At 39.8% G+C, this 16,802-nt stretch carries 18 protein-coding genes; 7 read left to right on the forward strand and 11 right to left on the reverse strand.

Going from position 1 to position 16,802, the window contains the following annotated elements:
* Positions 1–59 precede the first annotated feature (59 nt).
* Positions 60–437, reverse strand: coding sequence for a glycine cleavage system protein GcvH (gene gcvH, locus ACH30E_RS03500; RefSeq protein ID WP_294988425.1), 378 nt, complete (start codon positions 435–437; stop codon positions 60–62).
* A gap of 196 nt (positions 438–633) precedes the next feature.
* The gene (locus ACH30E_RS03505; protein ID WP_294988422.1) at positions 634–987 is read right to left on the reverse strand and encodes a hypothetical protein; all 354 of its coding nucleotides are present in this window, start codon (positions 985–987) and stop codon (positions 634–636) included.
* Between the two features lie 72 nt (positions 988–1,059).
* Between ACH30E_RS03505 and serS the strand changes: the two genes are divergently transcribed.
* Both serS and ACH30E_RS03515 read left to right on the forward strand, forming a co-directional pair.
* Positions 1,060–2,331: a serine--tRNA ligase gene (gene serS, locus ACH30E_RS03510; protein ID WP_490823662.1), complete on the forward strand. Its 1,272-nt coding sequence runs from the start codon at positions 1,060–1,062 to the stop codon at positions 2,329–2,331.
* 17 nt (positions 2,332–2,348) lie between these two features.
* Positions 2,349–3,293 (forward strand): alpha/beta hydrolase, encoded by a 945-nt coding sequence (locus ACH30E_RS03515; RefSeq protein WP_294988416.1) that lies wholly within the window; start codon positions 2,349–2,351, stop codon positions 3,291–3,293.
* A gap of 10 nt (positions 3,294–3,303) precedes the next feature.
* Here ACH30E_RS03515 and ACH30E_RS03520 read toward each other — a convergent pair whose 3' ends face one another.
* From ACH30E_RS03520 to mqnC, 6 genes are all read right to left on the reverse strand, one after another.
* Entirely contained in the window at positions 3,304–4,437 is a 1,134-nt protein-coding gene (locus tag ACH30E_RS03520) for a hypothetical protein (protein WP_490823663.1), read from the reverse strand.
* A gap of 123 nt (positions 4,438–4,560) precedes the next feature.
* Positions 4,561–5,103, reverse strand: a complete 543-nt coding sequence (locus tag ACH30E_RS03525) for a L,D-transpeptidase family protein (protein WP_294988410.1) — start codon at positions 5,101–5,103, stop codon at positions 4,561–4,563.
* A 476-nt stretch (positions 5,104–5,579) separates the two neighbouring features.
* The gene (locus ACH30E_RS03530; protein ID WP_294988407.1) at positions 5,580–6,464 is read right to left on the reverse strand and encodes an outer membrane beta-barrel protein; all 885 of its coding nucleotides are present in this window, start codon (positions 6,462–6,464) and stop codon (positions 5,580–5,582) included.
* 19 nt (positions 6,465–6,483) lie between these two features.
* Positions 6,484–7,629 (reverse strand): anti-sigma factor family protein, encoded by a 1,146-nt coding sequence (locus ACH30E_RS03535; RefSeq protein WP_490823664.1) that lies wholly within the window; start codon positions 7,627–7,629, stop codon positions 6,484–6,486.
* 17 nt (positions 7,630–7,646) lie between these two features.
* Positions 7,647–8,138, reverse strand: a complete 492-nt coding sequence (locus ACH30E_RS03540) for an RNA polymerase sigma factor (protein ID WP_294988401.1) — start codon at positions 8,136–8,138, stop codon at positions 7,647–7,649.
* A 502-nt stretch (positions 8,139–8,640) separates the two neighbouring features.
* Positions 8,641–9,765, reverse strand: coding sequence for a cyclic dehypoxanthinyl futalosine synthase (mqnC, locus tag ACH30E_RS03545; RefSeq protein ID WP_490823665.1), 1,125 nt, complete (start codon positions 9,763–9,765; stop codon positions 8,641–8,643).
* 328 nt (positions 9,766–10,093) lie between these two features.
* On the opposite strand from mqnC, the gene ACH30E_RS03550 reads away from it, so the two are divergent.
* From ACH30E_RS03550 to ACH30E_RS03565, 4 genes are all read left to right on the forward strand, one after another.
* Complete coding sequence (locus tag ACH30E_RS03550) at positions 10,094–11,299, forward strand: aspartyl protease family protein (protein WP_294988395.1); 1,206 nt, start codon at positions 10,094–10,096, stop codon at positions 11,297–11,299.
* 107 nt (positions 11,300–11,406) lie between these two features.
* Complete coding sequence (locus tag ACH30E_RS03555) at positions 11,407–12,642, forward strand: M16 family metallopeptidase (protein ID WP_294988392.1); 1,236 nt, start codon at positions 11,407–11,409, stop codon at positions 12,640–12,642.
* Positions 12,643–12,690: 48 nt separating this feature from the next.
* Complete coding sequence (locus ACH30E_RS03560) at positions 12,691–13,971, forward strand: M16 family metallopeptidase (protein WP_490823666.1); 1,281 nt, start codon at positions 12,691–12,693, stop codon at positions 13,969–13,971.
* A gap of 90 nt (positions 13,972–14,061) precedes the next feature.
* Positions 14,062–14,424 (forward strand): phage holin family protein, encoded by a 363-nt coding sequence (locus ACH30E_RS03565; protein WP_294988386.1) that lies wholly within the window; start codon positions 14,062–14,064, stop codon positions 14,422–14,424.
* Between the two features lie 145 nt (positions 14,425–14,569).
* On the opposite strand, the gene ACH30E_RS03570 is transcribed toward ACH30E_RS03565, so the two are convergent.
* From ACH30E_RS03570 to ACH30E_RS03580, 3 genes are all read right to left on the reverse strand, one after another.
* Complete coding sequence (locus ACH30E_RS03570) at positions 14,570–14,962, reverse strand: arsenate reductase ArsC (protein ID WP_490823667.1); 393 nt, start codon at positions 14,960–14,962, stop codon at positions 14,570–14,572.
* Positions 14,963–14,973: 11 nt separating this feature from the next.
* Positions 14,974–15,822 carry an arsenite methyltransferase gene (locus ACH30E_RS03575; RefSeq protein ID WP_294988381.1) on the reverse strand — a complete coding sequence of 283 codons (849 nt, stop codon included), beginning with the start codon at positions 15,820–15,822 and terminating at the stop codon, positions 14,974–14,976.
* Between the two features lie 79 nt (positions 15,823–15,901).
* The gene (locus ACH30E_RS03580; RefSeq protein WP_294988379.1) at positions 15,902–16,237 is read right to left on the reverse strand and encodes an ArsR/SmtB family transcription factor; all 336 of its coding nucleotides are present in this window, start codon (positions 16,235–16,237) and stop codon (positions 15,902–15,904) included.
* Positions 16,238–16,589: 352 nt separating this feature from the next.
* Here ACH30E_RS03580 and ACH30E_RS03585 point away from each other — a divergent pair, with 352 nt between their 5' ends.
* Positions 16,590–16,781, forward strand: a complete 192-nt coding sequence (locus tag ACH30E_RS03585) for a hypothetical protein (RefSeq protein ID WP_294988377.1) — start codon at positions 16,590–16,592, stop codon at positions 16,779–16,781.
* The last annotated feature ends 21 nt before the right edge of the window (positions 16,782–16,802 follow it).

Below are 16,802 nucleotides of genomic sequence, written 5' to 3' on the forward strand. Positions count from 1 at the left end.
TTTGTATAAGGTTGGTAAACCCATATACGGGGAAATAGTTCGGATGGTTTTAAAAAAACTTATCCTACGAGGGAAGCATAAGCTTCACTGTTCATCAGTGCTTCTACATCAGCCACGTTGTTTACAGTCATTTTTACCATCCAGCCATCTCCATACGGATCGGTATTTACCAGTTCGGGCTGTTTTTCGAGCAGACTATTTACCTCAAGAATGGTACCTGCTACAGGTAAAAACAGGTCACTTACTGTTTTTACGGCTTCTACTGTTCCAAAAACCTCTTCTGCGGCCAAACTTTTGCCGGTTGTACTGATATCTACATAAACGATATCTCCCAGCTCATGCTGAGCAAAATCGGTGATACCAATAGTAGCAGTATTGCCATCAAGTTTAATCCATTCGTGGTCTTTGGTGTAGCGTAATTCGGCTGGAAAGTTCATATACGTTTTTTTTAAAGTGTTGAGTCCATGATGCTGAATGTATGAACCATGGATTTTGCTGATGCAAATATTGATTAATTCCCGAACATGGAAAATTTATTCCTGATATAGTCCATGGTCCATAGTCCATGGTCCATGGTTTATTGCCTATGTTCCATGTTCTATTGTCAATGGTCTATTGTCCATGGACTATGGTCTATGGTTTATGATCCATAGACTGGAAATACAACAAAACATGGTCCTTAATAAAATTCTCCTGTTCCGGTAATGGCATCGGAGGTAATTCCTTTACCTGTTTAAAATGGGGCCATCCATCGGCATCGTTTCCTTCTAATATATAATAACCACTTTGTGCCAAAACAGTGCATACTGCTACATGCATAAGATCCTGTTTCTGCTCCTTAGTGATTTTTTCACGGATAAAACCGGTTTCCTGCATGCCAATTAAAAATAAAACTGCTTCCAGATCAGGTTTTTTACCAAAACGATCTACCAGTTCTGCCTCTAAAGCCCACCAACGTTGTTGGAGATCATCACTTATATATTGCATGCTGCAAAGGTATAGGCTCAAAGCCTTTCTTCATCAGCCTTTAGCCTTTATCTTTGCTGCAAATAGATCTCTATGTTACAAGTGAGTGTTCTGAAGGCGAACCCGGAAGAAGTTAAAAAAAGACTGGCAGTAAAGCATTTTAAGCAACCTGAATTGGTAGATACCATTATTGGGTTAGATGATGAGCGCAAGAAATTACAACTCGATTTCGATAATACACAGGCTAAGATTAATGCTGCTTCCAAAGAAATCGGGAAACTGATGGCCCAGGGAAATAAAGATGCAGCCGAAGCGCTCAAAGCAGAAGTGGCCGGGTTGAAAACCAATCTGGAACCCATAAAATCTCAAATGGCTACTATTGAGCAAACCCTGCTCGATACACTCCTTCAATTACCCAACTTGCCTACGGCTGAAGTTCCTGAAGGACGCAGTCCGGAAGAAAATATCGTTGTAAGGGAAGGTGGTGAAAAACCTGCTTTGTTTGAAGGGGCACAACCTCACTGGGACCTTACCAAAAAATATAACCTGATCGACTTTGAACTGGGTAATAAAATTACTGGCAGTGGCTTCCCCGTATATATAGGTAAGGGTGCAAAATTGCAACGTGCCTTAATACAGTATTTCCTCGATTATAATACTGCAGCAGGTTATACAGAATACCTGCCTCCATTTATGGTAAATGCGGCCTCAGCAATGGGTACGGGTCAATTGCCTGATAAAGAAGGACAGATGTATTATATGCCGGAAGACGATTTTTATATGATTCCTACCGCAGAAGTTCCAGTTACCAATGTTTACCGCGATGTTATTTTAAAGGAAGAAGATTTTCCCGTGAAAATGACTGCCTATTCTCCCTGCTTTAGAAGAGAAGCGGGTAGTTATGGAAAAGATGTGAGAGGGTTGAATCGTTTACATCAATTTGAGAAAGTTGAAATAATCCAGCTTGTAGAACCAGAAAAGAGTCATGCTGCACTTGAAGAAATGGTACTACATGTTGAAAAGTTATTACAAACATTAGAATTGCCTTATCGTATTTTAAGATTATGCGGTGGAGATATGGGTTTTGCAAGTGCAATTACTTATGATTTCGAAGTTTTTAGTGCTGCACAGGAACGTTGGTTAGAAGTAAGTAGCGTAAGTAATTTCGAAAACTATCAGACTAACCGTTTAAAATGCCGGTATAAAGATGCCAGTGGAAAAATGCAACTGGCCCATTCCCTTAATGGAAGCTCACTGGCTTTACCAAGAATAGTGGCTTGTTTATTGGAAAATCATCAGTCAGTTGAAGGTATCCGTGTTCCCAAGGCCTTAGTATCTTATTTCGGATCAGCTATGATCAACTGATAATATAAATAGTGGTTATGCTAACTAAATGGCTCAAAAGAGTTGGTTATACCTTATTGGTATTATTATTACTCATTAATCTGATTGCCGCATTTCATGCATATAAGTTTACCCATTTTTATACTGATGCATCGCCGGTAAAAAAACCGGAACAGATGAGTGGGGGCGAAAAACTTAAGGCCATCGTATTTGGTATACGTTATCCTAAAAGTAAAGTGGTTGACACGCTAGGCATTCCACATGATACTGTATTACTTAAAACAATTGATAGTGTTCGGCTCGAAAGCTGGTTTGCTCCGAAAGATTCAGCAAAAGGCACCATTCTGATGTTTCATGGGCATGCAGGCAGTAAAAGCGGTATCATAGCGGAAGCCAGAAAATTATATGAAATGGGTTACCAGGTAATGCTAACCGATTTCAGGGCGCATGGAAATAGTGAGGGTAATACTACTTCAATCGGTATTTATGAATCGAAAGATGTTAAAGCGGTCTACGATTATATAAAATCTAAAGGAGAAAAAAATATCATTATATGGGGTATTTCCATGGGAGCAGCAACTGCTTTAAAAGCAATTGATGAATTTGGGATTAAACCAGATAAGCTTATCCTTGAAATGCCTTTTGGCTCTTTACATAGTGCGGTACAGGGCCGTATGAAAACCATGGGTTTGCCTGCTGAGCCATTAAGTACCCTTTTAACTTTTTGGGGTGGAATAGAACTCGGCTCCTGGGCCTTTAACCATAAACCTGCTAATTATGCCCTTAAAGTAAATTGTCCGGTGTTGTTACAATGGGGGGCAGGAGATAAGCGGGTAACCGAAGATGAAACCAACACCATTTTCGGCAATATTGCCAGTCATGATAAGGTTATGATCAAATACCTGCAAAGCGGACACGAAAGCCTTTTTAAGCGAGAAAGGGGAAAATGGACCTCTGTAATGAGTTATTTTCTAAATAAATAACCTAATTTTCTCAAAAAAAAGCAATATCTGGTGCATTTATAACATTTACCACCAGGTAGTTTTTCTCGCCTTCTTTGTATTCTTCAATCCATGCAATGGTATGATCGGGTAGTTTTTCACCCTTATAAAAATACCAGGTGGTTTTTTTACCCTGAGCCGACAGCTCCTTTTTTTCAAATTTATCCATACCATTTTCAATAATTCCCGTCAGCTTCTTTTTTTCATCTTCCAGAAAGTTTAACTGGTTATCTGAATAATACTGTGGTATGGTATAGATATATCTCTGGCTGCTGGTGTCTTTTACGTTCTCAGGAAAAATGCCTCCTTTTTTCGACTGAATCAGGTATTCCCGGTTACTGATGGTAATAGGGGCCAACCAGGTTTTAAAGTTTCCCTGCGATTCAAACCCTTTTGCGAAGGCGAAATTATTTACTGCCTGCTGGCAAACGTTTATGAAATCTTCAATATTATGCTTTTGTAGTTTATTTGAGAGGCTTTTAAAACTGAATACCGTAAGCTCATCAATTGCAATGGTTTGTCCGCCGTCTACATAAATAAAAAAGGAATTTTGTCCCTGGTACCCTTTTTTACCAAGGAATGCCCATCCGTTGTTAATACGCAGGTATAAATTACTGTAAGGCCTGCAAATAATATTCAATTCGTTTACCTCGCCTTCATTGGTTTTCATAAGGGAGTACCTGGTCCAGGGTTTTATTTCCAGCATCCTTTTATTGCTCCATGAACTCAATTTATAATAACCATTTCCGCTTACGCCAATATTGAGCCCATCTTCCATTTTTTTTCCTTGCACTCCTCCAAGACAAACACCATATTCCATATTATTCGGACCAGCAATATGCCTGAGTTTTACGGTGCAGTCCCATTCATCATCATTGCGAAAATCTACTGATGATCCTGTTGGGGTGTATTCAATAATTACCCGTCTGTTTTGCTTGTATTTATTTTTTACGATCAGACTACCATCTGTAAAAATCATTTCTGCAGAATCGGCATCTTGTTCATTGCTGAATTTCCATCCTTTGTTTGATGAAAAATCATCAGAGAATTTTCCTGTCTGCGCCTTGATATTATTGAATAAACAAAAGCATAAGCAGGCTACAATAGCCAATCTGTTTGGATGCATAAGCGTTGTTTTGGTTGCTTAAGTTAAGCAAATGATTGCTTATTGTATTAGTTGCTTTCTGGGGAAGGTTGGCTGGTAGAATATAGTCCATAGACCATAGTCCATGGTCTATGGTCTATGGACTCACCTTCTGATTTCTATTCTCGTACCGACAGGCAGTACATCGAAAATTTCTTCTACGTATATGTTTTTGGTGCTGATGCAACCTTCTGTCCAATTCTGTAAGCCATCTACTGCGAAATCTTCATTGGGCCAAGTTCCATGTATGCCAATGCTTCCGCCAATTTGAGCGTTGGCGGGAATGATGCCGGCTGCCTTGCGCTGGTTAAATTTTGCCACACTTTCCGCATTGGGATAATCGATCAATAAAAATCGGCTCCATTTTTCGTGCTTTCTTTTATAACAGATTTTAAATGTTCCCTCGGGTGTACGACGGTCGCCCTGCATCATTTTATCTCCCATGTCTTTGTTGCCAAAAACAACAGGGTAGGTTGCAAGACATTCTCCGGTTGAATCGTACACTTTCATCTGGTACTTTGTTTTTACTACCAGGATGTAATACGTGTTTTTAGTAGCGTTTGATGTTACGAGTCGATGTGTGCTTCTGAAAGATGTACCACCAATTAAAATAGCGAGGAGGCAGGGCGCATAGATAAGGGGTTTCATACAAATAGGTTTTTGGTTTGAACCCGAAACTAGAATTCCGCTGCATCAGGAAGTGTTGTATCCTGGTTAATTGACAAAAGTTTTGGTTAATGTATTTTATGTTAACGAGATGTTGCTTTGAGCTACTAGCTGCTAGCTTCTGGCTGCTTGAGTTGGAGGTATAGAAATCATTCTAAAGAAATAAGGCATAGAATTGGAGGAGATTATATCCTCTAATTCTATGCCTTATCATTTTTTAACGGCTAGCTGTAGGTGTCGCGTATGACGGAACACGGATCTTCATGATATATCATGAAGATCCGTGTTCTATTAATAACAGCTAGTGCATTTGCGGTAACCAAATATATCTTTAAGGAACTGCCTTTAAATTTTCTCCCCTCTATTATTCCATTAATAGCAGAAAGTCTATAATAAGCACCCATCAAGGCTTGTAGCTTGCAGCTTGAAGCTTGAAGCCAGAAGCTATCGACTCAAACTCACCATCTACTAAACCTGATACCAACCGCATAAGGGAACTGCTCAAGTCTGGTGATGTCTTTGTGTAATTTGTTGATACTATAACTTCCATAGAGGCGTACTGGGCCTAATCCTACTTCACCAATAGCTGCTACACGAAATGGTTCGAGGTTAAAGTCGCCCGGTGATTTTTGTTTTCCGCGCTCGCTGCTTTTTTGTTTGTTTCTGCTACTGATGAGGTAACCGGCACTCATACCAGCGCTGAAACTAAATCCTCTTCTGTTATTCGGTGAAGTATTGATATTGATCATGAAGGGTACGGTTAAGTAACCAGCGTATAATTTATTCTTGGAGAATGAAATGGAGTCATTGTAAACATACGGATTGGCATCTTTACGGTAACTGAGGCGTGAATCGTACCGGAAATTGTACATCTCTAAACCCAGTCCATATTTCAGGTTTACAACATGCTTCAAAACATTTACTTTTTGCATGAAGAACCAGATATTCACGTTGGTTGATTTGCCCGTATTTAGTTTAAAACTATTCTGGTTAACGGCACCATCTGCCGGACGGAAAGTTCTGAAATAACTGCCTGCCTGCGCATAGCTGTAGTCTGTTTGATCACGGAAATTTGTAAAGCCAAGGTCCATGATCCACCAATTGGTGCTTACATTTCTGTTGGTTCTGCTTCTGCGTTCGATACGGATATCAAAATTTCTGTCCCAATCTTTCCAGATTCCTTTTTTATCTGTGCTGGAATTGGTGTTGCCGTCTTTGTTCTTCTTGATGATAATAAAATTGCCCACTTTCACGGTGTCTTCATTACTACCGGTACTGTCGGTTTGGGCAAACAGCGGTGCTGATAACAGGAACGCTGCTGTTACAATTGCTAAACGTTTCATATGATTGTGCTTTACTCTTTTATTTTAACGATCGGGTAGGATTTGAGCCTGAAGTTTGGGCCTCTTCCGATTTTTTACTTTTAAAAATACTGGCTGCTTTGCGGAAAAAGCCTCTTAGTTTATCCTTATTTATTTCAACTGAACCAATGAGCAAACTTTTGTTATTACTATCTGTTTCAGTATCGAGTTCTCTGTAAACCACCTGCTGTGCTAATACTTCTTTATCCATGGGTTCTTCTAATTCTGGTGCAGCAATTTTCATCATTTCGCGTTCTGTAATTGCAGCATTGGCAACCATTTCCTGCAGGTTTTTTGTGTTGATGCTTGGTTTCACTATATCATCTGATGAAATGGTATTTTGTTTTTCAATGATCAGTTCAGGTTTGGTTCTCAAGTCTACATCAGGTTGAATAGTGCCTACAAATTTTGTATTATTTGCCTGTAAGTCTTTTGGTGCAATTTGGATGCCATTGTTAACTGGTAAAGTAGCCGCTGACACAATAACATCATTATTTTGCTTACTGGCTATTTCAGTTGAAGTTATTTGGCTTTTCATTAATTCACCAGATGCTTCACCAGATGGATTGGTTGTAATGGTATTACTGTTGTTTTTCGGAATTGCGGCCAAAGCTTCTTCACCATTAGCCTGAATATTAGTACTGCCACTAAAATCCCAGAGGAAGAATCCGAAAGCAATTACAGCGGCCGCGGCCACCATTCTCATCCAGCGCATATAAATAACTGGCTTTCTGTCGGATTCGGTTTTATATAAAAGCTGTTTATCCGGAAAAGGAATATGTTCAGCCGGAAGTTTAGTTTGTTTTAACTGTACAAAACTTTCTTGCAAAGAAGGGTGCTGTAATACAAATGTTTCAACTGATTGACGTTCGGCAGGTGTCAGTTCATCATCCACATAAAGCAAAAACTGCTCTTTACTGTTTTCTAAGCTTATTTCATTTTCGGCGTTCCTGAATAAACTGGTTTTATCAAATACCAGTGCATCATCTGATGGAAGTGTTGTCTGTTGTAACGCTGTTAACTCATCTGCCAGATCGGGATTGTCTTTTATAAACTGTTCAACAGCCGTTACTGCAGCAGGAGAGAGTTCCCTGTCTACATAGAGCAGGAAAAATTCCTCGTAGTTATGTCTGTTGATTTGAATCATTTTTTATTCAATAAAATTTATAAAACATTTTCCGGACTAACCAGGTAGTTACGAAGGGTGAGTCGCGCACGGTGAAGATAAACTTTTACCTGACTCTCATTCAAATCCATGATCTTACCAATTTCTTCGTAGCTGTAACCTTCATAGTCTTTCAGCATAACCAGACTTCTTTGTGTTTCATTCAGTCTGTTTAATGCCTCCATCAATATTTTCTTTACATTTTGCTTATTGCTGCCAGCTTGTTCCGATCTGCCGTCTTCCTGGAACTCATCTTTTAACTGTATCCTTTTTACTTTCCGGATATGGTCGATCATCTGGTTATAGGCCACCGTAAACAGGTAGGATTTCGATTTGCTGTTCTCTACCATTTCCCGGTTGCGCCAGAGTTTTTCAAAGGCAGTTTGTACAATATCCCGGGCATCTTCTTCATGGCGAAGATTCTTCACTATGAAGCGGTATACGTTATCGGCGTATTGGTTTACACAGTTATTATACTCTTGCTCGGTCATAAACAGCAGCGATAATTCAAATGATTGCCTTGTATGTAGTTATACGGGCCGGGAAGATTTTTGTTACAGTGCAAAGAAAAAAAATCCTGCGTTTCTGGCGCAGGATCAATGATTATCGGAAAGTTGAGACGATTAAACGGTTTAAACCCCCAAAGTGAATCTCGTCCGGACTGCTTCCCTGTGGCTTTACAGTCTGCTTTTTCTGCTTTAATGGGCAGTTTTTGCTGGCTTCACAGATCTTTTTGTTATTGTGGCTTTCGGTAATATACCCAGCCGCAAACAGCATCACAGTAGCTGTAACAGGCAAAAACAGGTATCTTTTTTTCATAAACAGGTTTAGGAAATATAAAGGTATATACTGGTTTGGTAAAAAGAAAGGATTTTACGTTAAATGAAGTTAAAAATGTGAATGGTCAATGGTGAATTGTCAATAGCTTATGGTGAATAGATTATATCACTATTGACCATTCCCCATTGACAATTCACCATTGACCATTCACACTCAATAATCTATCACCTGCTCCTGAATGCTTTCCGGGATTTCGCGCCAGTTGTATTGCTGGCCTCTTAATTGGGGCTCGAAACCGGCTTCGCGAATGGCATCCTGCATGGTTTTATAGGTAAAACGGTGGGGGGCGCCTGCGGCACTAACCACGTTTTCTTCAATCATAATAGAACCAAAGTCGTTTGCTCCGGCATGCAGGCATATCTGGGCGGTTTGTTTACCTACTGTAAGCCAGCTAGCCTGTATGTTTTTTACATTGGGTAACATAATGCGGCTGATGGCAATCATCCGGATATATTCATCAGTAGTGGTAAGGTTATGTACCCCCCTGATTCGTGTTAAAAGGGTATCTACATCCTGGAAAGTCCAGGGGATAAAAGCCAGAAACCCATTTGCTTCAGCAGGTTTGCGGCTTTGAACCTCCCTGATCCGGGTTAGGTGAATAAAGCGCTCTTCCAGGGTTTCCACATGACCAAACATCATAGTGGCACTGGTAGTTATATTCAATTTATGGGCCTCATGCATTATATCCAACCACTCATCTGCCCCACATTTTCCTTTTGAAATCAGTCTTCTTACCCTGTCTACCAGTATTTCTGCACCAGCACCTGGTAATGAGTCGAGCCCGGCTTCCTGTAAGGCTTTGAGCACTTCATGGTGACTCATTTTCTCCAATTTACAGATATGGGCTACTTCGGGTGGGCCAAGTGCATGCAATTTTAAATGCGGGTATTCCTGCTTGATCTGGCGGAAAGTATTGGTATAAAAATCAAGTCCAAGTTCAGGATGGTGCCCTCCTTGTAACAATAACTGATCGCCACCATATTTAAGGGTTTCCTCAATTTTTTTGCGGTAAGTAGGCATATCGGTGATATAGGCTTCCGCATGGCCTGGTATCCGGTAGAAATTGCAAAATTTGCAATTCGCTATACAAACATTAGTAGTATTTACATTTCGATCTATCTGCCAGGTTACTTTTCCGTGCGGAACCTGTTTTTTTCTGAGTTCATCGGCAACATGCATCAATTCAGTAAGCGGAGCCTGCTCAAAAAGAAACATACCTTCTTCAATACTCAAAAACTCAAAATTCAATGCCCGTTGGTACAAATCTGCTAGCTGCATGGAGAAGAAATTTCGTTTGAACTGCAAAGGTAGGATGAACAGATTGATTATTGTTGCATCATTGTTGTTCGGAGATTTGGGCTGCAGGCTGCAGGCGGCAAGCTACAAGCTTTAGTTGGTGCTTGTTATAGGCTATCTGCTACTATAGTATAAAATAGGGGCCTGCAGCTTGCGGCCTGAAGCCTGCAGCCAATTCCCCCGATAATAATAACTGCTGCATCAAAAAACCTGATTCGGTTGTCATTCACAAAACCGTTGGTCATTTTAAGCCTTGATTTATCTAAAAAAAGCGGGCACTAATCACCAAATGGGGTTATTTTCAATCTGCATGAAACGATTACCGATTGCTATCCTTTTTATGGGGCTCTTCTGTGTATGCACCCCGGGTTTGGCTCAGGAGGAGTTTGTATTGCCAGAAGCAAAACTACTTACCCGTTTTCCTTTTGTACAGCTAAGCGGCGGTATCGTTATCATCAAGGCCCAAATAGACAATCACCCCGATACGCTGAATTTTGTTTTCGATACAGGCAGCGGTGGTATTTCATTAGATTCACTGACACTGGAATACCTTGGATTAAAAAAAGAACTAAGCGATAAAACAATCAGGGGTATAGCAGGTATTAAACGGGTTGAATTTGCTTACAACCACACATTAAAATTGCCCGGACTCGATGTTGAGAAATTAGATTTTCATATCAATGATTATGAACTATTAACCAGTGTATATGGTTTGAAAATAGATGGCATTATCGGATTTAGTTTCTTAAGGAGATTTATTGTTCATCTTGATTACGACCGGCAGGTTGTAGAAGTATATAGCCCGGGCAGTTTCCGTTATCCTAAAGGTGGCTATATGCTCCATCCTGATTTTTCTACCCTTCCTTTTCAGGCCGCCACAATAAGGGATGAAAGAGAAATAAATGCCCGGTTTATTTTCGATACAGGCGCAGGTTTAACCTTTTTGTTGTCTAAAGAGTTCGTGGAAGATAGTTTGGTGTTTAAGCGAAAACGAAAATTTTACCCAACACAGGCAGAAGGTTTGGGAGGAAAAAAAATGATGGACATAACCATAGCAAAAGAGATAAAACTTGGTCCCTATAAATTCAGGAATGTTCCCGTACATATTTTCGATGATGAGTACAATGTAACTTCCTATCCGAAACAGGGCGGATTAATTGGTAACGATATCATGCGTCGTTTCAATGTAATATTGAATTATCCCGATCGGTCCATTTATATAAAACCCAATAACCATTATCCCGAAAGCTTCGACTACTCTTATACCGGACTGGGTATCTACCTGATAAATGGAGAGATAAGGGTTATCGATATCATCAAAGGCTCACCGGGCGATAAAGCTGGTTTCCAGCCAGGGGATATAATTTTCTCCGTGGAAAATAATTATACCAAAAACATACAGACCTATAAAACACTGTTCCAGAATTCAATCGGTAAAGTTCGGGTGATCATTTTCCGGGAGCAGAAACCCATGATCCTGAATATGGTCATTAAGGATATCCGCCGAAACCGCTGAATCATTTGCGTTTTTGGGAAATACGTGCTTTTGCAGCCTGAATTGGAAAGGTCTCAAAGCTTACTAAAACCTGCTTTTCACCTAAATTCGCAGATTCAATTGCTACTATGATAACATATGACCGGTTTGTGCTGGATAATGGATTACGCGTTTTGGTACATGAAGACCATTCTACCCCGATGGCGGTGGTTAACTTACTGTACGATGTAGGCGCAAGGGATGAAAACCCAAATAAAACAGGATTCGCCCACCTTTTTGAACACCTGATGTTTGGTGGAAGTATCAATATTCCCGATTATGACGAACCACTGCAAAGAGCAGGTGGTGAAAACAATGCCTATACTACCAACGACCTTACCAATTATTATTGTCAGGTACCTGCTGAAAATATTGAAACCGCTTTCTGGCTCGAAAGCGACCGCATGTTGAGTCTGGCTTTCAGTAAAAAAAGCCTGGATGTACAAAGGAAGGTTGTATGCGAAGAATTCAAAGAGCATTACCTCAATAAACCCTATGGAGATGTTTGGCACAAAATGCGCGAACTGGCTTACACTACGCATCCTTATCGCTGGATGACAATAGGAAAGGAGTTGAGTCATGTTGAACAGGCACATATTGACGATGTAAAACATTTCTTTTTCAAACATTACCGACCAATAAATGCCATATTGGTAGTTACGGGTCATGTTACCACTGAACTGGTGAAACGACTTGCAGAAAAATGGTTTGGTGATATACCAATGGGTGAAAAATACGAACGTAATCTGCCACAAGAACCTATACAAACTGCTGCACGTAAACTGGATGTTTCTGCTGCTGTGCCATTGGATGCATTTGTTAAAACATGGCATATAGATGCAAGACTCGAAAAAGGATATTATGCAGCCGATGTAATATCAGAAATATTGGGTGGGGGTGGTTCATCTCGTTTGTATCAATCGCTTGTAAAAGAAAAACAATTGTTCTCTAATCTGGATTGCTACCATTTCGGAAGTATTGATGCAGGTTTATTGGCGATTGAAGGCAAACTGGTGAAAGGTGTAAAAATTGAAGATGCTGCTGCTGCTGTTGATACTGAAATCAGTAATATTCAATCGACCGCTATCAGTGAACAGGAATTGCAAAAAGTAAAAAACAAAACAGAAAGCGTTATTGCCTTTGAAGATATGAGTATTATGAGCAGGGCTAATAGCCTTGCATTATATGAATTATTAGGTGATGCCGAAATGATGAATACCGAACTCCAGAAATACCAGGCAATTACGGTAGATGATATTCTGGCGTATAGTAAAAAGATTTTTAAGGAAGAGAACAGTAATACTTTGTTCTACCGTGCGAATTAATCAATTAACCGGTTGCTTATCGGCAACCATGAATCGTGAATTTCAGCTATGATCAATAGAACCATTGCTCCACCTATAACAGATGCAGTATCTTTTAACTTATCACTAAAACCCTGTGATCGATATGTACTCGATAACCAAACACCAGTATACACAGTGCACGCAGGCGCACAGGATGTGGTGATGGTTGAATGGGTGTTTTATGCAGGTAACTGGTATGAGTCGAAGAATATTGTTGCGGGCACTACCAATTTTTTATTGAAAAATGGTACAGCTTCCCGTAATGCTTTTTCCATCAATGAGTATTTTGAGTTCTATGGGGCTTACCTTAACCGTAGCTGTTACAATGAAACCGCCACAATTACGCTTCATTGTTTAACTAAACACCTGCACGAGTTACTCCCTGTTGTAGCAGAAATAATTACCGAAAGTATTTTTCCGGAAGAAGAACTGGCAATCTGTAAACAAAACCAAAAACAACGATTACAGGTAAACCTGAAAAAATGTGATTTTGTTGCCAACAGACTTATCGACGAATATGTTTTTGGGTTTCATCATCCTTATGGAAAATATACATCTACGGTTGATTATGATGCTTTACAAAGAGAAGAACTAATAGCTTATTATAACCAGTTTTATAAACATGGTACCTGTAAAATATTCGCCGCAGGTAAATTACCGGATAAGCTCGATGAAACACTGAATAAAGTATTTGGTAGTTTGCCATTAAATAGCAAAGAACTACCGGCAGTAACACATGCGATGGAGCCAGCCGATGAAAAAAAATACCGCATTATTAATGATGCGGAAGGCGTTCAGGGGGCCATCAGAATTGCGCAGCCATTTTTTAACAGACACCATCCCGATTTCCCGAAGGTGCAGGTGCTGAACAATATTTTTGGCGGCTTTTTTGGATCGCGTTTGATGAGTAATATACGGGAAGACAAAGGCTATACTTATGGTATACATAGTTATTTCCAGAATCATATTCACCATAGTGCATGGATGATTAGTACAGAGGCTGGAAGAGATGTGTGTGAAGCTACTATTACAGAAGTGTACAATGAAATGGAAAAATTAAAAAACGAACCAATCGATCAGGAAGAGCTTAACCTGGTGCGTAACTACATGATTGGTTCACTATTGGGTGATCTGGATGGCCCATTTCAAATCATCAGCAGATGGAAAACATATATCCTTAACGGACTGGATGAAAAATATTTCTATAACAGCATAGATACCATTCGAAATGTAAGCAGTGAAGAGTTGCAAAATCTTGCACAGCAACATCTTAATCCGGAACAGTTTTATGAACTGGTAGTGGTATAGTATTTCAGCATTGTAATAAATGCTGTTAAAAATGTTTGGAAATGCGGTGGTAAAAAAAATAAATACTAATTTGAAACGTATCTTAATTATATGGAACGTTTCTTATCAAAAACCATAGCAAGCACATTGGCCATATTGCTGGCAGCATATATCCTCAGGGGTATTCATGTGCAGGATCCACTAACGGCAGTATTGGTAGCAATCGTGATGGGATTACTAAATAGTTTTATTAAGCCTGTACTTATTCTGCTTACGATACCGATTACCATTTTTACACTGGGACTGTTTCTGTTTGTAATCAACATTATTATTGTAAAGTGGGCCGCATCGCTGGTGCCAGGATTCACAGTAGATGGCTGGGTTGCTGCATTATTTTTCAGCCTCCTTGTATCATTTGTAACTTCTATTATTGAAGCGATTCTCGGAAAAGGGAAGGTGGAAAAAGAAAATTAGTCTTAGCAATTAAGCCATCGAGTTGAGGAAGAATGATGTAAGCGTATAAATAGAACACGGATTATCATGATTTTCATGATCTGTCATGATAAATCTTGAAAATCATGATAATCTGTGTTCCATACTACTCCACTTATGCCTTTGTTTAAAGGGAGTCGATAAGTGTTTTTACTTTCTCAGCTATGAAGTCCCTGACCTTATTAAACTCTTCTGGTTCCATGTGTTTGGGATCTGGTATCTGCCAGTCGATGAATTGTTTGGCGGGCATCCATGGACAAGCATCTCCGCAACCCATTGTAACCACCGCATCAAAAGGAGCATAAGCTTTTACCTCTTCCAGCGATTTACTGTCGTGCGTGCTAAGGTCGTAACCCAGTTCTTTCATTGCAGCAATAGCTTTCGGATTTACAACACCACTGGGCTTGCTGCCGGCACTGAAGGATTCAATATTTTCTCCTCCATAAATGGTGGCAAAAGCCTGACTCATCTGGCTACGGTTACTGTTCTCCACACAAACAAACAGGAGTTTTTTCTTCATCTGAAATGGTTTTAGTTGCAGCAGCCCGGCGCACAACAGGGAGCTTCTTCGGTTAAAGGTTTTTCTGCGTACACGGTTATACTATAAATACCAGCAGTGCTGTTTCTGAATGAATGTATTTCTTCCTCAGAAAAATAATTACGGAGAATATCATCTGGCAGCAGGATGCTTTTTTCTTTTTGTACCGTAATATTTTTAAAACCAGTTGCTTCAATCAGTTCCAGGTAAACATTTTTCTGAATAGCACCAGATACACAACCGGCATACATTTCTGCAGCTTCTCTAAGTTTGGCAGGAAGTTCCCCCTCGAGTACAATATCTGATATGCTGAAATGTCCACCAGGCTTTAATACACGATATACATCTTTCAGTACGTTGAATTTGTTTGGAACCAGATTTAGCACACAATTACTAACTACAACGTCTGCAACATTTGCCGACACGGGCATGTTCTCAATATCACCCAAACGGAACTCTACATTATTAAAGCCAAGTTTCTCTGCATTTTCTCTTGCTTTTTCAATCATTCTTTCGGTAAAGTCGATGCCGATTACTTTTCCTGATTCACCGGTAATGGCTCTTGCAATAAAACAATCGTTTCCTGCACCGCTACCCAGGTCTATTACCGTATTGCCTTTTTGAATCTTTGCAAATTCTGTTGGTAGTCCGCAACCCAATCCCAAATCTGCGTCGGGGTTATAACCTGCAAGCTGGGTATAGTCGTCGGCCATAATATTATATACTTCTGTACTGCAGCAACCTGAACCACAGCAGGAAGCTGCATTATCGGTGCGCGATTGATCGGCGATTTCGCCATACTTTTCTTTTACGAGTGCCTTTAAGGCTGTTTCTGTTTGCATTGTTTTTGTTTTTATGATGATAAAAACTGTTCGCGGCCATTACTGTATGAGTTCAGTGCCCTGCATACAGTGATGAACGCTAACAGCATGATTTAGCTTGCTGATCTTTCAGTTTATGAAATAGGGAGGTAAATTCTGTGTTGAATTTTTCAAATGCTTTCCAGTTTATGCAATAACAGCTTCTTGGACCATCTATGGTACCATCAATCAATCCTGCTTCTTTTAATTCTTTCAGGTGTTGCGATACGGTAGATTGTGCAAGGGGTAATACTTCTACGATTTCCCCGCAGATGCATGCATTCTTTTGTGCAAGCACTTTTAATATAGCTATGCGGGCAGGGTGCGCAAGTGCTTTGGCAAATGCCGCAAGGTCCTGTTCCTTTTTTGCGAATGCTGCTGTTTTAGGAGTTGCCATCTTTATCGTTTTTGTACGATAAGACAAAGTAAATACTATTTTTTCTCTTATCGTACAAAAACGATAAATTTTTTTAGATTTTTTTTGAGCGTTTGAAGGGAAATGTAAGGAATCGCCGTTTCTCATGAAATAGAGCCATTCATCCCATTTATAATTCCTAGTAATTTTATAAATAACTGATAATCAATAATATAAGTTTTGCCAGTTATTAAGTTCTGCCCATTACCTAAAAAAACTTGGTACTATGTGTTGCATAGTACCAAAAAAGTCCCCATCTTTGTGTTATGAAAGCAAGGGGAAAAAACCAAAGCCTTCAGGAAACCAAAATTGAAAACACTTTAAATAAAGAATCATGAACACGCAAAACACAAACTTCTTCAAACAACTGGGACAGGAGCAACTGAACAACCTGACCAAAGAAGTAAAAGAAACTGTGGCAATGGGAATCAACATCAACAACAAAAATGTATTTGGTGCCGTTGATTACTGGAAGATGCAACGCAACCGCAGAACAAGGATCGTAAGAAGACACCTGGTTGCCTAATAAAAAATAATCAAGCAAATA

The sequence above is a fragment of the Sediminibacterium sp. FW305-C-61 genome (genome assembly GCF_058231065.1).